Annotated in this window: 23 protein-coding genes; 5 read left to right on the top strand and 18 right to left on the bottom strand. The window is 61.1% G+C overall.

All coding sequences use genetic code 11. From position 1 onward, the window contains the following. Positions 1 to 158: 158 nt before the first annotated feature. Positions 159 to 1,325 carry a catalase family protein gene (locus OSC50_RS15375; RefSeq protein ID WP_266248699.1) on the bottom strand — a complete coding sequence of 389 codons (1,167 nt, stop codon included), beginning with the start codon at positions 1,323 to 1,325 and terminating at the stop codon, positions 159 to 161. Continuing rightward, entirely contained in the window at positions 1,322 to 3,130 is a 1,809-nt protein-coding gene (locus OSC50_RS15370; RefSeq protein WP_253511738.1) for a di-heme-cytochrome C peroxidase, read from the bottom strand. Before OSC50_RS15370 ends, OSC50_RS15375 begins: the two co-directional genes overlap by 4 nt. A 247-nt stretch (positions 3,131 to 3,377) precedes the next feature. Here OSC50_RS15370 and bamJ point away from each other — a divergent pair, with 247 nt between their 5' ends. From bamJ to OSC50_RS15350, 4 genes are all read left to right on the top strand, one after another. Beyond that, positions 3,378 to 4,109, top strand: coding sequence for a BamJ family beta-barrel-assembly machinery protein (gene bamJ / locus OSC50_RS15365; RefSeq protein WP_181079915.1), 732 nt, complete (start codon positions 3,378 to 3,380; stop codon positions 4,107 to 4,109). A gap of 298 nt (positions 4,110 to 4,407) precedes the next feature. After that, positions 4,408 to 4,863: a YkvA family protein gene (locus OSC50_RS15360; protein WP_181079914.1), complete on the top strand. Its 456-nt coding sequence runs from the start codon at positions 4,408 to 4,410 to the stop codon at positions 4,861 to 4,863. A gap of 96 nt (positions 4,864 to 4,959) precedes the next feature. Beyond that, positions 4,960 to 5,298 carry a helix-turn-helix domain-containing protein gene (locus OSC50_RS15355; RefSeq protein WP_266248703.1) on the top strand — a complete coding sequence of 113 codons (339 nt, stop codon included), beginning with the start codon at positions 4,960 to 4,962 and terminating at the stop codon, positions 5,296 to 5,298. Continuing rightward, complete coding sequence (locus tag OSC50_RS15350; protein WP_071484740.1) at positions 5,295 to 5,666, top strand: hypothetical protein; 372 nt, start codon at positions 5,295 to 5,297, stop codon at positions 5,664 to 5,666. Before OSC50_RS15355 ends, OSC50_RS15350 begins: the two co-directional genes overlap by 4 nt. On the opposite strand, the gene OSC50_RS15345 is transcribed toward OSC50_RS15350, so the two are convergent. The 8 genes from OSC50_RS15345 to OSC50_RS15310 all read right to left on the bottom strand — a co-directional run bounded on the left by OSC50_RS15345 (position 5,663) and on the right by OSC50_RS15310 (position 15,300). Continuing rightward, positions 5,663 to 7,432, bottom strand: a complete 1,770-nt coding sequence (locus OSC50_RS15345; protein ID WP_181079912.1) for a bifunctional diguanylate cyclase/phosphodiesterase — start codon at positions 7,430 to 7,432, stop codon at positions 5,663 to 5,665. The genes OSC50_RS15350 and OSC50_RS15345 overlap by 4 nt on opposite strands. 117 nt (positions 7,433 to 7,549) lie before the next feature. After that, positions 7,550 to 9,631 (bottom strand): carboxy terminal-processing peptidase, encoded by a 2,082-nt coding sequence (locus OSC50_RS15340; RefSeq protein ID WP_253511749.1) that lies wholly within the window; start codon positions 9,629 to 9,631, stop codon positions 7,550 to 7,552. 324 nt (positions 9,632 to 9,955) lie between these two features. Then, a complete protein-coding gene (locus OSC50_RS15335) occupies positions 9,956 to 10,609 on the bottom strand; it encodes an HAD family hydrolase (RefSeq protein WP_253511753.1) in 654 nt (217 codons plus the stop codon). Between the two features lie 28 nt (positions 10,610 to 10,637). Continuing rightward, positions 10,638 to 11,627 (bottom strand): ABC transporter ATP-binding protein, encoded by a 990-nt coding sequence (locus OSC50_RS15330; RefSeq protein ID WP_181079909.1) that lies wholly within the window; start codon positions 11,625 to 11,627, stop codon positions 10,638 to 10,640. Further along, the gene (locus tag OSC50_RS15325; protein WP_181079908.1) at positions 11,624 to 12,424 is read right to left on the bottom strand and encodes an ABC transporter permease; all 801 of its coding nucleotides are present in this window, start codon (positions 12,422 to 12,424) and stop codon (positions 11,624 to 11,626) included. Before OSC50_RS15325 ends, OSC50_RS15330 begins: the two co-directional genes overlap by 4 nt. Further along, positions 12,411 to 13,247: an ABC transporter permease gene (locus tag OSC50_RS15320; protein WP_219855326.1), complete on the bottom strand. Its 837-nt coding sequence runs from the start codon at positions 13,245 to 13,247 to the stop codon at positions 12,411 to 12,413. The genes OSC50_RS15325 and OSC50_RS15320 overlap by 14 nt, the downstream gene beginning before the upstream one ends. A gap of 5 nt (positions 13,248 to 13,252) precedes the next feature. Next, entirely contained in the window at positions 13,253 to 14,059 is an 807-nt protein-coding gene (locus OSC50_RS15315; RefSeq protein WP_253511756.1) for an alkaline phosphatase family protein, read from the bottom strand. Positions 14,060 to 14,223: 164 nt separating this feature from the next. Beyond that, entirely contained in the window at positions 14,224 to 15,300 is a 1,077-nt protein-coding gene (locus OSC50_RS15310; protein WP_266248709.1) for an ABC transporter substrate-binding protein, read from the bottom strand. A gap of 349 nt (positions 15,301 to 15,649) precedes the next feature. Here OSC50_RS15310 and OSC50_RS15305 point away from each other — a divergent pair, with 349 nt between their 5' ends. Beyond that, a complete protein-coding gene (locus tag OSC50_RS15305) occupies positions 15,650 to 16,363 on the top strand; it encodes a UTRA domain-containing protein (RefSeq protein ID WP_181079904.1) in 714 nt (237 codons plus the stop codon). 41 nt (positions 16,364 to 16,404) lie between these two features. On the opposite strand, the gene OSC50_RS15300 is transcribed toward OSC50_RS15305, so the two are convergent. Genes OSC50_RS15300 through OSC50_RS15265 form a run of 8 tightly spaced genes read right to left on the bottom strand, consistent with a single transcriptional unit; the run spans position 16,405 to position 22,510 of the window. Further along, complete coding sequence (locus tag OSC50_RS15300; protein WP_266248711.1) at positions 16,405 to 17,325, bottom strand: metal ABC transporter solute-binding protein, Zn/Mn family; 921 nt, start codon at positions 17,323 to 17,325, stop codon at positions 16,405 to 16,407. Then, the gene (locus tag OSC50_RS15295) at positions 17,325 to 18,224 is read right to left on the bottom strand and encodes a metal ABC transporter permease (RefSeq protein ID WP_181079902.1); all 900 of its coding nucleotides are present in this window, start codon (positions 18,222 to 18,224) and stop codon (positions 17,325 to 17,327) included. The genes OSC50_RS15300 and OSC50_RS15295 overlap by 1 nt, the downstream gene beginning before the upstream one ends. Continuing rightward, entirely contained in the window at positions 18,221 to 18,967 is a 747-nt protein-coding gene (locus OSC50_RS15290) for a metal ABC transporter ATP-binding protein (protein ID WP_266248713.1), read from the bottom strand. Before OSC50_RS15290 ends, OSC50_RS15295 begins: the two co-directional genes overlap by 4 nt. After that, positions 18,964 to 19,884, bottom strand: coding sequence for a metal ABC transporter substrate-binding protein (locus tag OSC50_RS15285; protein ID WP_266248715.1), 921 nt, complete (start codon positions 19,882 to 19,884; stop codon positions 18,964 to 18,966). Before OSC50_RS15285 ends, OSC50_RS15290 begins: the two co-directional genes overlap by 4 nt. Before the next feature lie 19 nt (positions 19,885 to 19,903). Beyond that, a complete protein-coding gene (locus OSC50_RS15280; protein ID WP_253511772.1) occupies positions 19,904 to 20,464 on the bottom strand; it encodes a DUF6162 family protein in 561 nt (186 codons plus the stop codon). After that, the gene (locus OSC50_RS15275) at positions 20,461 to 20,781 is read right to left on the bottom strand and encodes a hypothetical protein (RefSeq protein WP_181079898.1); all 321 of its coding nucleotides are present in this window, start codon (positions 20,779 to 20,781) and stop codon (positions 20,461 to 20,463) included. Before OSC50_RS15275 ends, OSC50_RS15280 begins: the two co-directional genes overlap by 4 nt. After that, positions 20,778 to 21,311 (bottom strand): PA2404 family protein, encoded by a 534-nt coding sequence (locus OSC50_RS15270; RefSeq protein WP_181079897.1) that lies wholly within the window; start codon positions 21,309 to 21,311, stop codon positions 20,778 to 20,780. The genes OSC50_RS15275 and OSC50_RS15270 overlap by 4 nt, the downstream gene beginning before the upstream one ends. Continuing rightward, positions 21,308 to 22,510, bottom strand: coding sequence for a PepSY-associated TM helix domain-containing protein (locus tag OSC50_RS15265; RefSeq protein ID WP_253511775.1), 1,203 nt, complete (start codon positions 22,508 to 22,510; stop codon positions 21,308 to 21,310). The genes OSC50_RS15270 and OSC50_RS15265 overlap by 4 nt, the downstream gene beginning before the upstream one ends. Between the last annotated feature and the right edge of the window lie 117 nt (positions 22,511 to 22,627).

The following is a 22,627-nucleotide window of genomic DNA, read 5'->3' as shown; positions in this document are numbered from 1 at the left end:
AACACCGCGATCAAGGTGAGTACGATCATGCCGAGGGTTGAGCTTTCCACGTTGATTTCCTACGTGATGGGGTAGGCGCTCAAGGTAGATTCGCGGCAAACATGTCTCAATAGACCCGACGCAATCCTTACGGCACCGGGCCGGTTGTTATGCACTCTTTACGGTGCGTTGCGGCTATGACGGTAATCGCTGACCGCTTCGTACACCTCCTTGCGCAGACGGTTGATACCGCCGATGGGGCGGTGCTCCGCGACGCCGAACCAGGGATTGAACGACTGGTTGTCACAGGCCAGGTTCTGCGCCGGCGTATCGAAGTCCTGAGCAGGAATCCGTACGGTGGCCACGGTTTCATAGGGCGCATCGCTCTCCTTCCACTCGATGCTGGTGTCTTCGATAGGCATGAATTTCTGCGGATTCTGCCGCTGGATCTGCAATTCGAAGCACGCCGGCACCCGGTCCGTGGACAACTGCTGGCTCAAGGCGCTGCGCAAGAAATTCGGTAAGTCCTGGTTCTGTTTGGGCAGCACGTACTCCGGGCAACTCTGAGGGGCGGGCGCCACGCGGAACTTGGCATTGGCAGTACCGAACTTGTAGGGCGATACCGAAAAGTAGGTGGTCTGCGTCGGGCTGGCGGGCGCCGGCGCCAGGGTTGCGAGGGCGATAAACAGGTGACGCACTTGCCAACTGCGTGGGTCGATACCGGGAAAGAATGCCAGGACTTTCTTACCGTCCGCCTGGGCGCCGATGTTCTGTGCATACTCCGCTACGTCGCTGACGAAAAAGTTGGGATGACTGAACATCACAAAGTCTTGCTCGGTGCGGGCTTGTTGGTCCGCCAGCAGCTGTTTGCCGGGCACGTCTAGCAGCTTGAGGGCCATGCCCCGCGCGTCGCGGATACTGTCGAACTGCGGGTAAGCGTTGCCATTGGACAGGCGCATCAGCGCCTGCCAGGTCTTGCCCGGTTCGGCGAATACACCCTGGCGCAGCGCAGGATCCAGATCGGACAGCACGCTGACTTCGGCCTTCACGCAGCCGTGCGCCTTGGCGTGGGCGTCGCGCAGGTAGCGTGTACCTTCGCGATGCTGATCGACGATGCGCACCGCCGTTTGAATGATGCCTTGGGTCATCGCCGCTTCGCCCGGCGGCACCTGCTCATCCGCCGGCACCGGGCCGCTGTGCTGCCAGGCGTACCAGGCGCTACTCGCCAGCCAGCCAATCAGGCCCAGCGCCACCAGCCAGAGCAGGGTCTTGCCGACAAAGCGGCCAAGGCGCAGCCAGAGGCGTGCGAGCAGGGAGGGGCGATCGTATTGAGATCGAATCATCATGGCAGTTGTTGCTCCAGAGGGCCGCCCAGTACTTTGAGGTATTCCAGCAGTGCCCAGCGCTCCTGCGGCAGCAAGCTACGGCCAATCACGCCATTGCCTCGCTGACCGGCTCGGAATTCGTGGCCGCTGTTATGGTTGCCGGTCACTCGGGTATCGAACAGGAAGGCATTGTTGAATGCCGCGGTTTCAAAGCCCAAGTGGCGCGGGTCGTAGTTGAATGTGCCTTTATAGAAAGTGGTGCTGCGCTCATCCTGAGGCGAGAGCAACTGGTAAATGGTCGGCACCGAGCCGTTATGCAGGAATGGCGGCGTAGCCCATACGCCGGCCAACGGGCGCGCCTTGTAAGCGCGCAATTCGCGCACGCCGATCGGCAGGCCGTAGCCATCCAGGCGCGGGCGCTCGGCCGGGGTCACGCCGGCGGCGCGGTAGGCGTGGTCTTCGACGAAGGCGGTGACGTAGGCCAGGCCTTTGGCCACGGACATATTCTTCAGATCCAGCGGCTCGGTCGGGCTGGGGTGCAGTTCGACATTCAGTCTGGCCAGCTCGGTCGGGTCCCATTGCAGGGCGCTGAGATCGTAACGTCGATCGGCAATGTTGGCGGCGGTGCCGGGGTCGGTGCCGATGTACTCAACCGGCAGCATTTTCAAGTGCTGCACCGGACGGCCGTTTTCCTCGGTGACATTCGGCACGTGGCAGCCTGCGCAATTTTCCGCGAACAGTGCGCGACCCTGCGCCGCCAGCGGCTTGTCGATGGCACCGAACAGGTCTTCGGGCCAGGTGGGTGGCTTGAGGCGCTGCAGGGTTTCTTCAATCAGGTTGAGGTCGCGCACCCTTACGCTGGAAGGGTAGCGCGCATCGCCTTGCAGGGGCTGACCGGCGCTGTCGAAAAAGGCCAGGGTCGCGCCCACGCCCAATGCTTCGCCGATATTGCGTGCCATGGGCTGTTGGGCCGAGCCGTTCCATTGCACCCAATCGAAGGTCCAGATATCCCACAGTTGTGGGTAGTCCACCGGCGCGTTGGCGACGCGGTAGTTGTCCGGCGAAATGGCATCGCCAAAACTGGCGTTGGCGATACGGCCAAAGGCGTCTGTACGGCCGGGGCCTTCTTCGGTGGGGTAGAGGCCCCGGTGGGTGTCGTTCCAGGCGACTTTGAAAAACTGATTCAGCGACTGCTTGAAGTCCTCGCGCAGTTGGCTGTGTTCGGCGTCGTAGCGATCTTTGAGCACCTGGCGGGCGAACCGTTCGAATTTCCAGGGGTTGTAATAAGTGGCGGCCAGGCTGGCGACCAGGGCCTGGCCGAAGCTGCCACCGCGCAATGTCGGTACGCTGGAGGGCAATACGTGCTGGGCCGAGCCGCCATCGATACGCAGCGCCTGGCCTTTGAAGTGCAATTCGCCGGTGTGGCACGCCGCGCAGGTGATATCCAGGTATTCGACGTTGCTGTCGGCATTCTTGTGGCGGGCGAACCCTACGGGCAGGTTGCCGGGATTTTGCGCGGAGGGTACTTGCCTGGGGTCGACCAGGAAACCGAAGCGCGCCAGGTACTCAGGCGTGGCAAAGCGTTGCTCGGAGAACGGCAGTTCAAGGGCGGTGAACCACTCATAATGCAGCCCCTTTACCTGGGTACCTTGGGGCGTGAAATAGTAGATCTGGCGGTCGGCGGCGCTCCATTGGTCCTGGTAGTGCACGTGCTTGACGGGCACGTAGGCCGGCAACCTGGGGTTGATGGTGTAATAGATCACCACGGCCACCGCCAAGCCCAGCAGCAGCCCGAGCAGCAGCAAAATACGGGAAAATAGGCGCAAGATAACTATCCTTGTCTAGGGGTTGCGTTGTTATGCCACTACGCCAGGAGTGCGGCAAGTGGCCATGAGCCTGGATGAAGGCGGTCCCGCGGTCCGTCGCGGGCCCTCATGATGAATGAAAATGCTTTTAAACACGTGAACTTATCGGAAGTTTCCTGCTCACATGCCGGTAGCCATTGGTCGTGGCCGCCTGATAAGCTCGCGACTTTATTCAAATGCCCTATTGGCGCATGAACAAGGAAATAGCATGAAACAGCATCGGTTGGCGGCGGCGGTGGCCCTGGTTAGCCTGGTACTTGCGGGTTGTGATTCGCAGACCAGCGTAGAGCTGAAAACCCCGGCGCAAAAAGCTTCCTATGGCATCGGCCTGAACATGGGCAAGAGCCTTGCCCAGGAAGGCATGGATGACCTGGATTCCAAAGCGGTAGCCCAAGGCATTGAAGATGCCGTCGGCAAGAAAGAGCAGAAGCTCAAAGACGACGAACTGGTTGAAGCGTTCGCCGCACTGCAAAAGCGTGCTGAAGAACGCATGACCAAGATGAGCGAAGAGTCGGCAGCCGCCGGCAAGAAATTCCTCGAAGAAAATGCCAAGAAAGACGGTGTCGTGACCACGGCTTCCGGTCTGCAGTACAAAATCACCAAGAAAGCCGATGGCCCGCAGCCTAAGCCTACCGACGTGGTGACTGTTCACTACACCGGCAAGCTCACCAACGGCACTACCTTTGACAGCTCCGTGGATCGCGGTAGCCCGATTGACCTGCCGGTCAGCGGCGTGATTCCGGGTTGGGTCGAAGGCCTGCAATTGATGCACGTTGGCGAGAAGGTCGAGCTGTACATCCCATCCGACCTGGCCTACGGCGCGCAAAGCCCGAGCCCGGCGATCCCAGCCAACTCCGTGCTGGTATTCGACCTGGAGCTGCTGGCCATCAAGGATCCGGCCAAGGCTGACGCACCTGCCGCACCTGCCGCCAAGAAGTAACCGGCGCCTGAACACACAACGCCCCGTCGAGACGGGGCGTTGTTGTTTCTGCGGCCTGCACACATTCAACCGAACGTCCAAAGCCTGTAACAGTCTGATATAACACTCGAGCACGGGTAACCGCACGGCAACGCCAAGTCAATGAATTCTTGGGTTTTTTTGATGTGCGCAAAAAACGCCCGATCTGACTGCAAGCCTTGTAGTTCGTGGCTTTCAGCCCGCAAAACAGGCTCTGTTCACAAGGTTATCCACAATTTGTGTGGATAACCTTGTGCGTCGACTGGAACTGGAGTGACCCATGAAACCACCTTTCAATTTCACCCGATTCCTGCCCATGGCGGCTCGCTTGCTGGGACGTGGACGCTTGCCGACGTTGCTGTTCGCGGTGGCGGCCAAGGGCTCCAGCCAGGGCAACCGCCTGGGCAAACTCAAGGATGATCTCAAGTTGCTTCAGGCCCTGTGCCTGGCCTACTGGCGTGGTGAGTACCGCGCCATCAGCCCCAAGGCGCTGATTTCGATAGTGGCCGGTCTGATGTATTTCCTGAGCCCGATTGATGCGATCCCGGACTTCATCCCGATGTTCGGCATGTTCGATGATATCGCCGTACTGGCGTGGGTGATGAAGACGTTGGAAGGCGAATTGAGCGCCTTTCGCGCCTGGCGTAATGCCCAGCGCCCGGAGAAGCTGGCGGTGGTGGAGCGTCTGCCTGCAACGCCGGCGCTGTTGGCTGAGGAAAACCCGCAAAAAAACTGAACCCGTGGCTATCCCCCTGCGACCTTTGTGGCTGTTAGGATTACACTCCTAAGGAAAGTGCTTACGCTGTAAGTGTTGTTATCCTACGGGGCGGTCATGGATATTCAGATAATTTCACGCAATGGCGAACCCGAATATGCGGTGTTGCCATGGGATCAATACCAGGCGCTGCTCAACGCGGCCGGTCAGCAACAGCCTCCGTCACCTTCTTCCCCTGTTGCCCGAGCGGTTGCCGAGCAGGACCTTCGGCCGCTCGCCGACTTGCGTGGGCTGCGTGAAGCCAAGGGCCTGGCTATTGAAGGACTGGCCCGCACCGTGGGCATCAGCCCCTCGTATCTTGAATTGATCGAAAAGGGTGAGCGCCAGCCGGATGCCGCGATCCGCCGCAGCCTGGCCTGGGAATTGGGCGTTGCAGGGTGGAGGGATGAATCTTGAGTTTACGTATCAGCCGTCAACACTGGGATGGGTTGCTCAACGAGCTGGACCAGGCGCGCCGCCAGCGCCATTTGCTGACCTACCGCGCGCTGCTTGAGCGCCTGCAATTCCCCTCGCCAGCCATGCAGACCCTGGCCGCGGCCCTCGAGCACTTGGCGGCGCTGGATGCCAAAGCCGAGCAGCCATTGCGCAGTTCCCTGGTGATCAGCCAGGGCGCCAGCCGCCTGCCGCGTACCGGTTTCTTCGAATGCGTGGAGCGCCTGGGGCGTTTCAGCGGGCCGTCCGATGGCGTGGCCGCGGCTTCCTGGCATGCGTCCGAGGTGGTGCGGGTGTTCGAGTACGAGTACCCGGAATCCGCCGAGGCCTAAAGTGGCTGGGGCAGCATGTCCATGCTGTCGATGACATGGATGCTGTAGCCGGCCACATCTTTTGCGTGGTGCTTGGCCTGCGACGCCAGCTCTGCCAACTGACTGGCATCCAGGTGCCCGCAGGCCTGTGGGTATAAATGGACCACGCCGATCGACAACGACAGCAATGCGAATTCCTGACGTATGCCCTGGCGGTTCAACGCCACGAAGCAGCCGGCATCCAAGTGTTCGGCGCGGTAGAAGCGTCGGCACTGGGTGTGGAAATCATCCAGCAACTGATTGAGCCGCCTGCGCCAGTCCTGCGGCCCCAGCACCAGTAGAAAATCATCCCCACCGATATGCCCGACGAAGTCGCGGCTGGGGTCGACCCGGTCGTTCAGGCACTGCGCCAGGCACAGCAACACCTCGTCCCCACGTCCATAGCCGTAGATATCGTTGAAGGGCTTGAAACTGTCGATGTCCACGTAGCAGATCACCGATTCACGCTGTTGCTGCAACAGCCGTGCGAGGCACTGCTGAATCGGCACGTTGCCCGGCAGCAGGGTCAATGGGTTGGCGTAGCGCGCCTGTTGGATTTTCAGTTCGGTAATTAACTTCAGCACATCGATCACCCGCCCCAGGCCCAGGTAATCGCCATTGAGCGTGATGATGAAGTCTTCCTCGATCCGTTGCCGTGCGCGGCTGGTCAGCAGGCGGCTGACCTGTTGCAGCGACTGGCTCAGTTCCACCGCCAGGAAGTCGTTGCTCATCAGGCGGCTGATGGGCTTGCGCGCGAACAGGTCGGTGGCGAACGGCTTGAGCAGCGCGTCGGACAGCGAATGCCGATGCACGATACCCACCGGGTGGCCGCGCCCATCGAGTACCGCCAGGGAATTGAGATTGGCCTGGCGGCGAAACGCCTCCAGCACCTGGGCGGTGGCAGTATCCTGGTCCACGGCCGGTTGTTCGTTGAGCAGGGCGCTGAGGTCACTGCCTTCATCGTTGAGGGTCACGCTGGCGCTGTCAGGCTTGGGCAGCATCAGGCGTGCTTCCTGCGGCGGCTGTTCCTGCGGGCGGCAGAGCAGGTACCCCTGGACCAGGTCGACACCCATCTCGGTCAACACTGCCAGCTCCTCCGGCAATTCGATCCCTTCGGCGATGACCTGCGCGCGCGACGCCCGAGCGATCTGCAGGATCGAGCCGACAAACTCGCGCTTGAGCGCATCCTGATGGATGCCATCGATAAAATGACGATCGATCTTCACATAGTCCGGGCGCAGCTCCGACCATAGCCGCAGGCTCGAATAGCCGGCCCCCAAATCGTCCAGAGCAATCGAAAAACCCATGTTGCGATAGTGATGCAACGCGGTCTGCAAGAGGTTGAAATCGTCGGTGGGCGTCTGCTCGGTGAGCTCGATCACCACCTGGCTCGGCGGGATGCCAAAGTCGTGCAGCAGTTGCAGGGTGCGCCCGGGTTGGTGTGCGGTTTCCATCAGCGATTCGGGTGAGATGTTCAGAAACAGCTTACCCGGCAGCTTTTGCTCGCTGAACCGGCGGCAGGCGCTCTCGCGGCAGGCAATTTCCAATTCGCTGAGGCGGCCGGTTTGGCCCGCGATGGCGAACAAGGCGACGGGCGAGTGCAGGGGGCTGTTGGATGGCCCGCGACTGAGGGCTTCATAACCAAGAATCCGCCGCTCGGACAAGCAGATGATCGGCTGGAACAGACTGTGCAAACTGCCTTGAGCCAGGATTGAGCTCAGTGCATTCAGCTGTTCGGTCGTGGTCATGGCGGTCTCGGTCAAAAAAAAGGACCCCAGGCCTGAAGCCTGGGGTCCCTCATTTCACGACAGAATGATGTCTATTTGATGACACTCCGGGGAGCGTTCACATTAAATTGCCATCAGTTACTGCTTGGCTACCTGCTTGCTGATCTTCAGGTAGTCCAGCAGGATCCGCCCGGTTTCAGCCAGGTAGGCATCGTCTTCCGGCTTGGTTTTATCCGCCTCGGTCGGCAATGCATCTTCGTCTTCTTTCTTCAACTCTTTGAGCGGATCCTCGCCCTTGGCCTTGCGACGGATGTTTTCCAGGGCCAGTTGCTTGTTTTCGATATCGCTGTGCTGTGCGCGACGGTCCACTTCATTAAGGCTGACGGTCTTTTCTTCCATCAGTTTTTTGGCCAGGGCCAGTTTGTCGCGGATGAAGACGAACTCGGCATCTTTGGCAGAGCGAGCGTCGTGGTCAGCTTTCAACTGTACGAGGAACGGTTTGAACGGGTCGGAGGCCGGCTTGATCGCGGGACGAATGGTGTCCCACGGCATGGCTTCCGGCAGGGCGCTTTCGCCGATTTCCTTGGTGTCGATGACCGACGGGAAATCAATGTCAGGCAATACGCCCTGATGCTGTGTGCTTTGCCCGGACACTCGGTAGAACTTCGCCAGTGTCAGCTTGAGCTCGCCATGGTTGAGCGGCTGGATGGTCTGCACCGTGCCTTTGCCGAAGGTCTGGCCGCCGATAATCAATGCACGGTGATAATCCTGCATGGCACCGGCGAAAATCTCCGACGCCGACGCCGAGAGACGATTGACCAGCAGTGCCATCGGCCCTTTGTAGAATGCGCCTGGATTCTCGTCTTCCAGCACGTCGACACGGCCGTCGGCGTTGCGTACCAACACGGTCGGGCCCTTGTCGATAAACAGGCTGGTCAGTTCGGTGGCTTCCTGCAGCGAGCCACCGCCGTTATTGCGCAGGTCGATGACCACGCCGTCGACTTTTTCCTTCTGCAGCTCTGTCAGGATTTTCTTAACGTCGCGGGTGGTGCTCTTGTAGTCCGGATCACCGGCACGGAACGCCTTGAAGTCCAGGTAGAACGCTGGGATCTCAATCACCCCCAGTTTGTAGTCCTTGCCATCCTGCTTGAGGTTCAGGACTTTCTTCTGCACCGCCTGGTCTTCGAGTTTCACCGCTTCGCGGGTGATGGACACGATCTTGCTGGTCTGGTCGTTGGGCGCGTTGGTGTGCGGGATTACTTCCAGGCGCACCACGCTGCCTTTCGGCCCACGGATCAACTTGACCACTTCGTCCAGGCGCCAGCCGACCACATCGACCATCTCTTTGTCGGCCTGGGCCACGCCGATGATCTTGTCGGCCGGGGCGACCTGCTTGGTCTTGTCCGCCGGACCAGCCGGCACCAGACGCACGATCTTGACCTGGTCATTATCGCTTTGCAGGACGGCACCGATGCCTTCCAGCGACAGACTCATATTGATATCGAAATTTTCCGCATTATCTGGCGACAGATAATTGGTGTGCGGGTCGTAGGACATCGCGAAGGTGTTGATGTACGCCTGGAAGATATCTTCCGCGCGGGTCTGGTCCAGACGCGCCAGCTGATTCTTGTAGCGCTTGGTCAACAGCTCCTGGATGGCCTTGGGTTCCTTGCCGGCGATCTTCAGGCGCAGCACTTCGTCCTTGACGCGTTTGCGCCACAGGTCGTCGAGGGCGGCGGTGCTGGTCAGCCAAGGGGCGTCCTTGCGGTCCACCAGAAGGGTTTCCTTCTGGGTGAAGTCAAGTTTGTCGACGCCTTTGTCCAGTTCAGCCAATGCGAAGTCCAGACGCGCTTTGACGCGGTCCAGGTAGCGCTTGTAGATGGTGAAGCCGGGTTGCAGGTCGCCGCTCTTGAGGAAGTCGTCGAACTGGGTCTTCCACTTGTCGAACTCAGCGATATCGCTGGCCAGGAAGTAGCTGCGCGACGGGTCCAGCAGCTTGAGGTAGCTGTCGTAGATGATCACCGAGCGCGCGTCGTCCAGCGGCGGCTTGCTGTAGTGATGACGCTTGAGCAACTCGACGACGTTAAGGCTGGCAATCACCTCATCGCGATCCGGCTGAAGGTTGTCCCAGCTGTTGGCTGCGAACGTATTGGTCGACATCGACGCAAAGCCGAGACCAATGAAAAGAGCGAGGGCGGTGCTGGGGAACAGATGCTTCATGCTGGTTCGACGCGGGGGCAATTGATAACGCATATTAGGCCGTCTTTGAAGTCGCCGGTTCCGTGTGGGCCGGTCGCATAATGCAAAAAGCCCGGCGCTACTGCTACGGGCTCAGTCCAGAGTCACTATGGAGGCACTGTGAAAGCATTGCAAGGCGTTGAAGGTCATGTGATGTGCTTGGCGCTCGGAGTCCTACACACGATGTAGGCTCGTTTCGCATTCCAATGACGACTTCCGGCTTTGATCGCGTCGATTTATGGCAGCCTGCAGGGCTCTGTTCACCATCAGCTGACAGCGTGCGCCCTGGCGCGGAGTTCACGCGCATCAAACCCAGTGATGAATCGGCCAGTTCGCCTGCTCGGCATGTGCCCGCAACACCGGGTCCGGGTTTACCACCTGCGGGTGATCGACCTTCAACAGCAATGGCAAATCATTGCGCGAATCCGAATAGAAGTACGCGCCGTCCAAGGTTTCATTTTCCTGCGCCAACCAGTCCTGCAAACGCGTAATCTTGCCTTCACGGTAGGTGAGTACGCCCACGGTCTTGCCGCTGTAAACGCCATGGCTGACCTCCAGCTCAATCCCCAGTACCTCATCGATACCGATGCGCGCCGCAATCGGCTTGACCAGATGCGTGCCCGAGGCCGAGATCACCAGAATCCGGTCGCCCTGAGCGCGGTGGCGGGCAATGGTTTTGGTGGCGTCGCTGTAGATCAGCGGTTCGATCACGTCTTCGACCCACGGCTCCACCAAGTGCTCGATTTCTTCCGGCGTGCGGCCGATCATCGGCTCCAGGCTGAAGTCCATAAAGTCTTCCATGGCCAGTTTGCCCTGGCTGTAGGCGTCCATCAGTTCGTTGTTTCTGCGCATGAACGACTCGGGGTCGACCCAGCCCAGACGGCCCATCTGCTCGCTCCATAAGGTGGCGCAGTCGCCGTGGATCAGGGTGTCGTCCAAATCAAAAATTACCAGTGCCATCCGTTACGCTCTCTCAATAAATCGCTGCTCAGGCTACTTCACATAGCGCGCTGGGGTCGATGGAAAGTGCCAGGCGCTGGCCATCGGGGTGCAGATCGTCCGCCGAGCGGTTGAGTACATCCACCACCAGTTCCACGCCCCGGGCCTCGATGCGGTAGCGGATCACGTTGCCCAGCAGGCTGTGGCTGCGTACCTGCGCGTCGAGTTCGCCGTTGCGGCTCAGTTCGATGGCTTCCGGGCGGATCGCAATGCGCCCGCTGATCGGGCGTTGCAGCAAGCGGCTGGCCTTGTCGGCGTCCAGCAGGTTGTAGTTACCGATAAAACCGGCGGCGAAAACATCCACCGGCGCTGTATAGAGCGTCTCCGCATCGCCGCTCTGTACGATCTTGCCCTGGTTCATCAGGAAGATGCGGTCGGACATGGTCAGCGCTTCTTCCTGGTCATGGGTCACGAAAATCGTGGTGAGCCCCAATTCGCGCTGGATTTCGCGGATCTGTTCGCGCAGATGCTTGCGAATCCGCGCGTCGAGCGCCGACAGCGGTTCGTCAAGCAGCAGCAGGCGCGGCCGGGTGACCAGGGAGCGGGCCAGGGCCACGCGCTGGCACTGGCCGCCGGACATCTGGTGCGGGTAACGGCCGGCCAGCTCAGTGAGTTCGACCAGTTGCAGCACTTCCTGCACGCGCCTGCGGCTGTCATCGGCGTTGACCTTTTGCATGCGCAGGCCGAAGGCGACGTTCTGTTCCACGGTCATGTTGGGGAACAGCGCGTAACTCTGGAACACCATGCCGATGTTGCGTCTTTGTGGGCTCAGCGGAACGATGTCCTGGCCGTCCAGCAGGATCTTGCCGCTGTCTACCGCGGTCAGCCCGGCGATGCAGCGCAGCAGCGTTGATTTGCCGCAACCGGACGGTCCGAGCAGGGTGACGAATTCGCCCTGGGCGATGTCGCAGTTGATATCGCTGAACACCGGTGTGCCGGCGTAGCTTTTCTGCAAGTGTTGCACGCTGACGAAGCTCATTGGCTTTTGTCCTTGTTCAAGAAGGTGGCGGCCCAGGTCAGTACCAGCACAAAGAAGAAGTAGGAAATGACCACGGCGCTGGTGAAATGGCCGCTGCTGTTGCGCATGTTGTTGAGGTACACCTGCAGGGTTTCGTAGCGGGTGCCCACCAGGATGTTGGCGAACACGAACTCGCCGAACAGGAACGAGAACGACAGCAGCAGCGCCACCATCAGGCCTTTGCGCAGGTTGGGCAGTACGACCAGGATCGCGGCCTGCCAGGTGCTGGCACCGAGCAGTTGGGCGGCGTCCATCAGGTCACGCAGGTTGATGGCCTGCAGGTTGTTGGTAATGGCCCGGTACATGAATGGCAGCGCCACGGTGAAGTAGCAGCCGATCAGGATCCACGGCGTGCCCACCATCGCCATCGGCCCGGAGCCGTAGAGCTGCAGCAAGCCGACCGACGACACCACAGGCGGCACCGCAAAGGGCAGCAGGATCAGGATATTCATCAGCGCGTCGAGCTTGGGGAAGTGGTAATGCACCACAAACAGCAGCGGCAGGATCAGCACCACCGACAGGATCAACGCGCCCACACACACCAGCAGCGACTGACCGAAGGCCATCAGGAAGCGCGGGTCGCTCCACAGCTGCACATACCATTTCACGGTAAAACCGGCCGGCAGAATGGTCGCCGACCAACTGCTCGCAATCGAATAGATAAACGTGCCGACCAACGGCAGTACCAGAATGGCAAATAGCAGGTACACCACCACGCGATGGTAGAGCGAGGCCGGGCCGGCTTCAGCGCGAGACATGGTAGCTCCTCTTGAGCAGCAATTGATGGGCCACGGTGATCACGGTCATCAGCGCCACCAGTACCACAGCGAGTGCGCTGGCCATGTTCGGGTCCAGGGAGATATCCCCTGACACCATCGCCGCGATACGGATCGGCAAGACATTGAAATTGCCGGTGGTCAGCGCGTACACCGTGGCATAGGCGCCCAGGGCATTGGCCAGCAGGATCACGAACGTGCCGAGCAGCGCCGGTGTCAGTACCGGCAGGCCGATGTGCCGCCAGAATTGCCAGCTGCTGGCGCCCAGCAGCGACGCCGACTCGCGCCAGTCTTCGCGCAGGGCGTCGAAGGCGGGGTAGAGCAGCAGCACGCCGAGGGGAATCTGGAAATAGGTGTAGAGGATGATCAACCCGGTTTTCGAGTAAAGGTTGAAGTCTTCGATGATGCCTGCCTGCTTGAGCATGATCGTGATACTGCCGTTGAACCCCAGCAGGATGATGAAGGCGAAGGCCAGGGGTACGCCGGCGAAGTTGCTGGTCATGTTGGCGAAGGCGGTGACGAAGTTGCGCAGGGGCGAATCCACCCGGCGCAGCGAGTAGCTGCCCAGCACGGAAATGATGATCCCGAACACGCTGGAGTAAAAGCTGATTTCCAGGCTGTATTGGATGGCCTGCAGGTAGAACTTGGAGCTGAAGATCCGCGTGAAGTTGTCCACGCCCCAGCCGGAGTCTTCGGTCTGCAGGCTGTTGATCAGCACCCACACCAGGGGTGCGATTTCGAACACGATAAAGAACAGCGTGAAAGGCACCAGGCATAGCAGCGCCAGCCATTTGCCGCGAGTCATGGCATTCACTTCAATAGCTCCCGGCACACAGGTTTGTCGTGGGGCACGCCCAACAGTTCGCAGACGGTACCGCACAGGTCGGTTTGTTTCGGTGCGGCCTTGGCATCCAGGCTGAAGGCATCGCCGAGGACAAACAGCGGCACTTCGCGCTCCTCCGGCAACAGGCCGTTGTGGGAGCGGTCGTTGTTCATGCCGTGGTCGGCGGTCACCAGCACTTGGTAGCCGGCGTCGAGCCAGCCTTGCAGGTAGTCGGCCAGGATGATGTCGGCCGAGCGTGCGCTGTTGCGGTATTGCGCGGTGTCGAGGCCGTGCTTGTGACCGGCATCGTCGATGTTCATCGGGTGCACCACCAGGAAGTCCGGCGCGTGCTTGAGGCGCAGGCTTTCGGCGTCGGCAAACAGGTGGGAGTCCGGGTAGTGGTCATTCCAGTAGAAATGCCCGTGCTGGATCGCCAGCGTCTTGTCGTCGGTATGACGATCGCGGGCGGCGAGAAAGGGTGTGCGGTTGTATAGCTCGCTGACCCAATGGTAAGCCGCTGCCGCCGTGGTAAGACCGGCGTCGCGGGCGTAGTGGAAAATGCTGCGCTGGTTGGACAGGCGCGAGACGTTGTTGTGCACGATGCCGCTCTGGATCGGTGGCACGCCGGTGAGGATGCATTCATACAGCGGGCGGGACAGTGAGGGCAGTTCACATTCCAGTGTGTAGAGGGCTGCGCGTCCTGCGCCGACATAGGCCTGCAAATGCCCCATGGCGTGCCTTGCAACCTCGAAGTTAAGGCCGTCGAGCACGACAAGGATGACGGGGTGCTTCATGGGGGCTGGCGCTCCGCAACAGGTTATTTCCGGTAAAAACGCGGTTCAGGTGTGGGAGCGGGCTTGCTGGCGAAAGCGGCGTATCAGAACAAATGTATTGGCTGACATACCGCATTCGCGAGCAAGCCCGCTTCCACATTGGATCTCCAATGCGGAATAAACCCTTATTTCATCTCTACGATGACCTGCTCATTCCACAGCTGAGGCAGTTTCTTGGAGGTTTTTTCCCAGGCATCGGCATCCTTGATCGGCTGTGGATTGGCCTTGGTGTACTGCTCGCCCGGGATCAGGTTCTTGGCGATATCGGCCGGCAGTTTCAGGTCGGTTTCGGCACGGATGGGGCGCGCATTGCCCTTGGCCAGGTTAAGTTGGCCGGCATCGCTGAAGATGTATTCGCGGGTCAGCTTGGCCGCGTTCGGGTGCTTGGCGTATTTGTTGATGATGGTGGTGTAGCCGGATTTCACCGAGCCGTCCGATGGGATCAGCACCACGTAGTCATCCGGGTTGCCCATCTTGGCTTTGTAGCTCAGGCCGTTGAAGTCCCAGACGATGCCCACTTCGACTTCGCCTTTTTCCATGGTGGCGATGGTCGGGTTGGACAGCGAGAGGCGACCTTGCTGGGCAATTTTGGTAAAAAACTGCAGCCCGGGGGCAATGTTCTTCTCGTCGCCTTTATTGGCGATGGCCGCTGCCAGTACGCCGTTGGCCGCCTGTGCCGCCGTGCTGACGTCGCCCACGGAGACCTTGTACTTGCCGGTTTGCAGGTCGGCCCAGCTGTGGGGCACTTCAGATCCATGCAGCAACTTCTTGTTGACGATAAACGCAATCGTCCCGGTGTATGCCAGGGCCCAGTGGCCGTCCTTGTCTTTTGCCCAATCCGGCACCTGGGCCCAGGTGGACGGTTTGTAAGGCTGGGTCACTTCCTGTTTCACCGCAATCGGGCCGAAGGCTGCGCCGACGTCGCCGATATCGGCGCTGGCGTTGTCTTTTTCGGCCTTGAACTTGGCGATTTCCTGCGCCGAACTCATGTCGGTGTCGATGTGCTTGAGGCCATAGGTCTTGGCCAGATCGTCCCAGGTGCCTTTCCAGTTGGCCCAGTCATCGGGCATGCCGACGCTGTTGACGGCGCCTTCGGCCTTCGCGGCGGCTTCCAGCGTTTTTAGATCGGTATCGGCAGCCATGGCGGCGGTGCACATGGCAATGGTCGAGCCTAACAGTGATGCCAGGAAAAGCTGTTTCATCCGAAGCTCCTATGGGCGTTAACAACGCTGCGTTTTTATGAACGATTGCGGTGATGTGGTCTAGGTCAGCAATACCTGAGCCAATCTAGGCCCGATGGATGACAGTTTCATGTCGATGTCGTTTTCAACGCGTCGATGTCGCTCCGCGCAGACTCAGCGTAGACCACGCCAAAGGGCCCGCATTGGCGGGACTTGGCCGATGTATTGCAGGGTGTGGTAGGCCGCATCCAGAGGGCTGTCATCTCTCGGTCATTTGTCCTGCCTACGCTTGCACGCAATAGCAAGGGCCCGTTTACCCAGCGCTTTGTGCACCTGAACGGTGCTGGTCTAGTCCAGAAAGGTAACGTTGATGCGTGATGAAGCAATCAAGGCGGTGACCTCCATCGGCCTGGCGCTGCAGGAGCAGATCGACCACGGTCTGTTGCCGCCCGGTCGCAAGTTGCCTGCCGAACGTAAGCTCAGCGAGTTGTTTGGTACCACTCGCATTACCGTGCGGGAAGCCTTGTTACAACTGGAGGCGCAAGGGCAGATCTATCGCGAAGAGCGCCGCGGCTGGTTTGTGTCGCCGCCGCGCCTGGCCTACAACCTGATGCAACGCAGCCACTTCCACGCGATGGTCAGCGACCAGGGCCGGGTGGCGTCCACCGAAGTGCTCAGCGCGCGCTTGCAACCGGCCTCGGCGGCGGTATGCGCCTGGTTGCAGTTACCGGCGTTGTCCAGCGTGATCCAGATCTGCCGGGGGCGGCGCATTGATGGGCGGTTGGTGCTGTATGTGGAGCACTACCTGAACCCGCAGTATTTTCCGGGGATTCTGGCGTGTGATTTGACCCAGTCGATGACCGAGCTGTACGCGCGCAAGTACGACGTGCATTACGGACGGGTGCGTTTCGAGATCGTCCCGACCTCATTGCCGGTGGAGGCTGCCGCCGCGTTGCGCGTCTCGGTGGGCAGCCCCGGCCTGCGCATTGCCCGGGTCAACTATGACCAGCACCAGCGCCTGATCGATTGCGATCTGGAATTCTGGCGGCATGATGCGATTCATGTGGGAGTAGATGTCGTCTGAGTGACAGGGGCCAATTCGGGTCTCAGTAAGGCCGTTGGCATTCAGCCACTTGGCGTCAGGCTTTTGATCACCTGATCCACGTTGCTTTCCAGCTCCGCCACCGGGTCTGCGCCGTCGACGTTGAGTACCAGAAGCTGTGCACCACCTGCCGCCACCGCGGCTTTTACCGCCTCACTTGGCTGACGATGATGCAGCACCACGGCTACGTCATTGTCCTTCAGCTCGGCGGTGAGTTTGCCTAGTGCATCGGGCGTCCACTCGGCATCGGGGCGGGCGTCGGTGCTGAGCGCTTCGAGGTTCAGGCTGCTGATCAGATACGCGAAATGATCACTCAAGCTCACCACGCTCAGGTTATCGGCCTTGGCCAGGCGTGCCTCGCTGTCGGCACTGAGTTTGAGCAGGCGTTGTTTGAGGGCTGCGAGGTTGGCGTCGATCCTGGTTTTGGCATCCGGTGCCAGGCGGCTCAAGTCGGCGGCCATGACATCGGCCATGCGGCCCAGGTTGTTGCTCGATTGCCAGGGCTGGCTATTCAAACCGTCGATCGCGCCGGGTTGCACGGCGATCCCCGGCAAACCGCCGTCGACCGGGCGTGCGGCGTCCACTTCGACGATGCGGATATTGCTGCGGCGCGCCACCGGATAGAGCGGGTCATCCGGCCACAGCGAGCGCAGGCCGATGGCTGCGTCGGCGTCCTGGGCCAAGGCGCTGAGCGCCGGCGCGCCACGGCCCGTGAAATACGCCACCTGCCGCGAGCCGGGCAGGTTGGCCGGCGCGGCGCGTTCCAGTTGCACGTCGGTGCCTTTGAGCAACACGTCCGCCAAGCCATAGGTGATGGGCAGCGAGGCCAGCGCTTTCACGGGTTTGGCGGCATGCACCGCAGGTTTTACCGATTCGACCGCCATCAGCGGTGCGGCGATCAGGCAGGCAAAGGCCAGGGTCAGCGGGCGTAGAGCGAAGCGCATTATCCAAGATTCCCTTTCAGACTGGGGACGACGCCACGCGCAATGGCGGCGCAGGCGAAGGCGATACCGGCGACGAGGATGATCGCGGCACCGGAGGGGATGGGCAGGTCGAATAGGATCGGCAGCAGAATCCCGCAGAGGGTGCTGACCGTGGCGATCACCACCGAGACCCAGAAGAACCCTTTGAGCGACTGGCTCAGCAGGCGCGCCGCCGCCGCCGGAATCACCAGCAGCGCCCCCACGAGGATCGCGCCGATGACCTTGACCGCGGCCACTGTGATCAATGTCACCAGGATCACGAACAGATAATCCAGGGTCTTTACCGCTACGCCGCGCACCGCCGCCAGCTGCGGGTTGAAACTGGCGAGCATGATGCGGTTGTACAGCGGCAGCGCCAGGGCCATCACCAGCGTGCCGACAATCGCCAGCACCAGCAGGTCGTTGCCGTTGACCGTCAGCACCGAGCCGAACAGTACGTTTTCCAGAATGTGCACGTTGATCTTGCCCGCCAGGATCAACAACAGGCTCGCGCCCAGCGCCAGGGACACCGAGAGGAACACGCCGATCAAGGTGTCGGGTGCCAGCCCGGTGCGGTTGCGCAGGTAGTTGAGCAGGATGCCGAACAGCAGGCAGTAGCCGAACAGGCTGCCGTACGGTCCGGTATAGGGCTCGCCGAGCAGGATGCCCACCGCTACGCCGGTCAGCGCGGCGTGGCCGACCGCTTCAGAAAAAAACGCAAAGCGCTTGACCACCACCAGCGTACCCAGCCCACCCAGTACCGGACCGATCAACAGACCCGCGAGCAGCGCATTGACCACAAACCCGTAGGCCAAGGCTTCCGGCAGGTACCCGGAAGAGGCCCAGCCCTGGACCATCAGGCGAAAGGCTTCATAACTCATGGTGCGGTGCTCCGAGGATGAGTAGAAAACAGGGTCAGCAGGCGGTCCGGAGTCAGTGATTCCTTGGGCGTGGCATCGAACAGTACGCGGCGGTTAAGGCCGGTCACTCGATCGGCCAGGCGGCCGACCGCTTCCAGATCGTGTTCGATCCACAGTACGGTAATGCCGGCCAGGCGCCAGTCATTGAGAAGGCGCTCGAAGACCTGGATGCCGGCTTCATCAAGGGCCGACATCGGTTCGTCCAGCACCAGCAGGTGCGGGGCCGGAATCAGGCCTTGGGCCAGCAGCACGCGCTGGCGCTCGCCGCCGGACAGCGCGCCCATGCGGCGCTTGCGCTTGTCCTGCATGCCGACCCGCTCCAGCGCTTCGCCGATGGCGGCCGTGTAGTGCCGGGACAGGCCCAGAAACGCCGGACGCCGCTGACACATCGCAGCCATGAAATCATCCACGGTCATCGGCAAGCCTCGGTCGAACTCCAGCGCCTGCGGTACATAGCCGACGGCGCCGGGCGAAGCCGGCCACGCCAGGCTCAAGCGCCCCTGATGTGGGGTCTGCCCCAGGAGGGTCTTGATCAGCGAGCTTTTACCGCCGCCGTTGGGGCCGACCAGGGCGTGGATGCTGCCCGGCTGTACCTGGAAACTCACGTCGACCAGGATTGCGGTGCGGCCCAGGGTCAGCGACACCTTGTCGAAGTCCAGGGTCGGCCCGATGCTGGCGACTTTCAGCTGTTCTGCGGCGGTCATGCCCCCGACTCCTGGATGGCCCGGACGACAGTGTTGAGGTTGCCGGTCATTTCCACTTCGTACTTCTCAGCGCTGTATTCGCCGTAGGAAATATGCGACAGCGGGTACAGCTTGACCCCTGATTCGCGCTGGATGGTATCGACATAAGTGGACGGGAAATCCATCTCCGAAAAAATCACCTTCACATCCAGGGCGCGCAGTTCATCGATGGTTTTCTTCAACTGGCTGGGGCTGGGTTCGATGCCGTGGGCCGGCTCGACCACTGCGGTGACCTCCAGGCCGAATTCACGCAGCAGGTAGTCGTAGGCCGCGTGCACGGTGGCGACGCGCAGGTCGGGGTTGGGCGCGCGGGTGAGCTTGGCGAGGGCGTCGGCGCGCATCTGGCGCAGGCGCTTGCCGTAGGCGCGGGCGTTCTGGGTGTAGGTCCTGGCGTTGTCGGGATCGAGCTTGCCCAGCTCGCGGGCAATGTTGTTGACCTGGGCAATCGACGCGCTGATCGACAAGAACGTATGCGGGTTGACCACTTTGCCCGCACCGCGCGCGGCATTGCCGGTGGCGGCCAGCAGCGGCACGTTGGCGTTGGCCTCGATCACCGGGATGTCCGGGCGTTCGCTGGTGGCGATCATGCGGTCGGCGAAATCGTCATGGCCGACGCCATTGAGCACGATCACATCAAGGGTGCCGATGCGCTTGATGTCTTCGGCGCGGGGCTCGTAGGCGTGCGGGTTGAAGCCGGCCGGAATCAGCGGCACCACTTCGGCCTTGTCGCCGACAATATTGGCTACGTAGCTGTAATAAGGATGCAGCGTGATGCCGATGCGCAGACGTTTTGCGGCATCGGCGTGGGCGAAGGGGGCGAGTACCAGGCTGAGCAGTCCAACCAGCAACAAACGCAACAGGGGAGGTGAAATAGGCATGGGCAATCGGTCTTCTCGTTCAGTGACGGTGCTGGCGCGTCACGCCGGCATCGAATTGCGCGACCACCTGCTGCCAGCCGGCTGCGATCAGCGCCTGGTCAGTGAGGTCGGAAGGGGCGCCAAGGTCTTGGGTGCGGTTGAGCCAGATATCCGGCTCGCTGCCTTGCACGCGCATCAGCAATGAGCCGCTCACGCTTGGCACTTGGCTCAACCCCAGGTAAGCGGCTGGTGCCAGCAACTGCCAGCGGTGATCGCCGCGGCTGACCGAGCTGGCATCCTGGGCGAACGGCGCGAAGCCTTCCTCGGCCAGTTGCTCGGGCGTCGGCAGGGCGCTCTGCTCCTGTTGCAGCAGGTGGATTTCATCCAGGGTCACGCGCAGGTCGGCGTAGATGCCTTGCTCGGCGGCGCTCAGGTCGCGTCGCGCATCCAATTGATGGCTGGGCAGGACCGCAACCTGCTGGGGTTCGCCGTGCAGTGCCACCACTGTCCCGGCGACCGCCAGGATGATCAGGCACAACAGCAGCACATACAGAGTTTCGTGTCCGGCACCGGCGGGGCGTACAACCTGTGTCGTACTCATTGGGGCTGGATATCCGCTTGGTCGATTTCCACCACATGGCCGGGGCCGGCATCGAACAACACGTAGAACTCGGCCGAAGGCTTCTTGAAGGTCAGGGTCGAATCGGCGCCGAGCTTGCCAGGCATCAGGACGGTCTCGTCGTAGCCGATCACGTCCAGGGTCACGCCGGGAGCGCCGCTGCCATCGGAGAAGCCGCCTTTGCACTGAATTTGCTCGCCGGGTATTTCCTTGCATTCGCACATCGGGTTATGGGCCAGCGCGGTGGCACTGAAGCCCACGCATAGCAGCGCGGTAAAGGCGCGCAGGATTGAGGTCATGGTTTGACTCCTTGCTTGTTCAGCCAGGCAATGGTGGCGGGCGACGCCTGGCTGAGCGGGATGGAACCCTGGTGCATCGTGCCGTCCCAGCCTTCCATGGTGATCCACAGTTCGGCGTCGGGCGGCGTGCGCGCAGGCACCGGCAGGCCGGCACCCATGCGATAGGGGGTGCCAAAGAAGATCACCCCTGCGGCGCGCAGGCTGCGGGGTTTGCCGATGCGCAGGTAAGTGGCCTTGACCTGGTCGGCACAGGCGGCGCACAGGGCGGCGTTGAAGAATTTCATCGGCCCGGCGGGATCGGGGCTCGGGCCCTCGTTGCGGAATTCGGCGAGGGTCAGGCTCCAGGGGCCGACCTGCACGTCGCCGGCCACCCGTTCGCCGATGCCGGTGTCTCCACGAAACAGTGCGGCGTCGGCGAAATACCTGGGCATGAAGCCCAGAGGCACCAGGACCAGCAGGAGGTTGAGGTGAAAACGCCATTTCAGCCAGAACGTCCGCAGCGGCGACGGTGCGGCAGCGACTTTGCTCATGGATTGGCCTCCTGGGTTTCAGTCTGCATAACGGGAATCGATGCAGCCTGACGCTGTACTTTGTGGCTGCGCTTGAGGGCATTGGCGGTGGCCAGGGCGGTGCGTTTGGTCCAGATCAGCAGGCCGCTCAGCACCATCATGCTCAGTACGAGGCCGAAAAACGCCCAGATCAACTTGATCCATAGGCCACCGAAGTCACCGGTGTGCAGCGGGCGCATGGATTCGGTGACGAACTCCAGGGGCGTGCGGTCGGAGAGCAGGTGTGAGACCGCGATATCTCCGTCATAGGGGTTCAGTTGCGCGGTCTGGAACATCAGCGGGTACCAGCCCCGGCCACCGATCTGCAGGTGGCTGTAGGCGTTGAGCGGCAGGAACACGAAGCTGGCCTCCAGCCCCGGAATGCGCTGGGTGGCGATCTTGATGGCGTCGTCCAGGGGGATCATCGGTGCCGGAACGCCGGCGGCCGAGGTCGGCACTTTATCGCGGGCAATCACCGGCACGATGGGCTCGCTGGAGATGGAGATCTGGTTGTCCCCCAGGAATGCCTGAATCAGGAACCAGGTGCCGGTGATGGAGATGACCGCGATGAACCAGATCGACCAGATACCGCTCAGCCTGTGGAAGTCGCCCCAGAAGATTCGCGCCCCATGGCGAATACGCAGGGTAGGGCGCAGGAAGCCTTTCCAGAAGCGCTTGTACACCACCAGGCCGGTGACCAGCGATGCCAGCAGCGGCAAGCCGAGGAATGAAACCAGATACCAGCCCCAGCTGTAGCCATTGGTAAACGGCACCAGCCACCAACCGTGCAACGCACGGGTAAATTGCTGGAAATCGAATGCCGGGCTGATGCCCTGGATTGCGCCGGTATAAGGGTTGGCATAGGCCTCTACCGAGCGACCGTCGGGGTAGCTGAGGCCGACGCTCAAGGCGAAGTGCGACTCATCGGGGCGGATGATGGAGCGCACGATCACTTGGGGATCGTCGCGCTTGATGGCGGCAATTACCTGGTCGAAGCTCAGCGGTTCAGCGTCATCGGACGGTTTGCTCGCGCGGATCTCGGGGTTGGCCAGCCAGACGATTTCCTGGCTGACCACCGCCAGGGTGCCGGTGACGCAGACGATCAGTACGAAGAACCAGATGGGCAAGGCCAGCCAGCTGTGTACGAGAAACCAGAGTTTGGAGCGTGACTTCTTCGACATGTGAATGAGGGTCTTGATCGGAAGGGCGATGGGCGCCCGGAAAAGGCCGGTCGTAGCTTTTGCTGACGCGACAGGCTGTATCTAAATTAAGACGGATGAGAATGAGAAATCCCTAAG

The sequence above is a fragment of the Pseudomonas quebecensis genome (assembly GCF_026410085.1).
GTDB classification, from domain to species: domain Bacteria; phylum Pseudomonadota; class Gammaproteobacteria; order Pseudomonadales; family Pseudomonadaceae; genus Aquipseudomonas; species Aquipseudomonas quebecensis.
Note: the sequence above shows the minus strand (reverse complement) of the source record. Positions and strands in the feature narration are given on the sequence as shown.

Bases quoted from the DNA above. Each gene is read 5' to 3' on its own strand.
- OSC50_RS15375 (WP_266248699.1), bottom strand. From the start codon at position 1,325: ATGATGATTCGATCTCAATACGATCGCCCCTCCCTGCTCGCACGCCTC.
- bamJ (WP_181079915.1), top strand. From the start codon at position 3,378: ATGAAACAGCATCGGTTGGCGGCGGCGGTGGCCCTGGTTAGCCTGGTA.
- OSC50_RS15360 (WP_181079914.1), top strand. From the start codon at position 4,408: ATGAAACCACCTTTCAATTTCACCCGATTCCTGCCCATGGCGGCTCGC.
- OSC50_RS15355 (WP_266248703.1), top strand. From the start codon at position 4,960: ATGGATATTCAGATAATTTCACGCAATGGCGAACCCGAATATGCGGTG.
- OSC50_RS15345 (WP_181079912.1), bottom strand. From the start codon at position 7,432: ATGACCACGACCGAACAGCTGAATGCACTGAGCTCAATCCTGGCTCAA.
- OSC50_RS15340 (WP_253511749.1), bottom strand. From the start codon at position 9,631: ATGAAGCATCTGTTCCCCAGCACCGCCCTCGCTCTTTTCATTGGTCTC.
- OSC50_RS15335 (WP_253511753.1), bottom strand. From the start codon at position 10,609: ATGGCACTGGTAATTTTTGATTTGGACGACACCCTGATCCACGGCGAC.
- OSC50_RS15330 (WP_181079909.1), bottom strand. From the start codon at position 11,627: ATGAGCTTCGTCAGCGTGCAACACTTGCAGAAAAGCTACGCCGGCACA.
- OSC50_RS15325 (WP_181079908.1), bottom strand. From the start codon at position 12,424: ATGTCTCGCGCTGAAGCCGGCCCGGCCTCGCTCTACCATCGCGTGGTG.
- OSC50_RS15320 (WP_219855326.1), bottom strand. From the start codon at position 13,247: ATGACTCGCGGCAAATGGCTGGCGCTGCTATGCCTGGTGCCTTTCACG.
- OSC50_RS15315 (WP_253511756.1), bottom strand. From the start codon at position 14,059: ATGAAGCACCCCGTCATCCTTGTCGTGCTCGACGGCCTTAACTTCGAG.
- OSC50_RS15310 (WP_266248709.1), bottom strand. From the start codon at position 15,300: ATGAAACAGCTTTTCCTGGCATCACTGTTAGGCTCGACCATTGCCATG.
- OSC50_RS15305 (WP_181079904.1), top strand. From the start codon at position 15,650: ATGCGTGATGAAGCAATCAAGGCGGTGACCTCCATCGGCCTGGCGCTG.
- OSC50_RS15300 (WP_266248711.1), bottom strand. From the start codon at position 17,325: ATGCGCTTCGCTCTACGCCCGCTGACCCTGGCCTTTGCCTGCCTGATC.
- OSC50_RS15295 (WP_181079902.1), bottom strand. From the start codon at position 18,224: ATGAGTTATGAAGCCTTTCGCCTGATGGTCCAGGGCTGGGCCTCTTCC.
- OSC50_RS15290 (WP_266248713.1), bottom strand. From the start codon at position 18,967: ATGACCGCCGCAGAACAGCTGAAAGTCGCCAGCATCGGGCCGACCCTG.
- OSC50_RS15285 (WP_266248715.1), bottom strand. From the start codon at position 19,884: ATGCCTATTTCACCTCCCCTGTTGCGTTTGTTGCTGGTTGGACTGCTC.
- OSC50_RS15280 (WP_253511772.1), bottom strand. From the start codon at position 20,464: ATGAGTACGACACAGGTTGTACGCCCCGCCGGTGCCGGACACGAAACT.
- OSC50_RS15275 (WP_181079898.1), bottom strand. From the start codon at position 20,781: ATGACCTCAATCCTGCGCGCCTTTACCGCGCTGCTATGCGTGGGCTTC.
- OSC50_RS15270 (WP_181079897.1), bottom strand. From the start codon at position 21,311: ATGAGCAAAGTCGCTGCCGCACCGTCGCCGCTGCGGACGTTCTGGCTG.
- OSC50_RS15265 (WP_253511775.1), bottom strand. From the start codon at position 22,510: ATGTCGAAGAAGTCACGCTCCAAACTCTGGTTTCTCGTACACAGCTGG.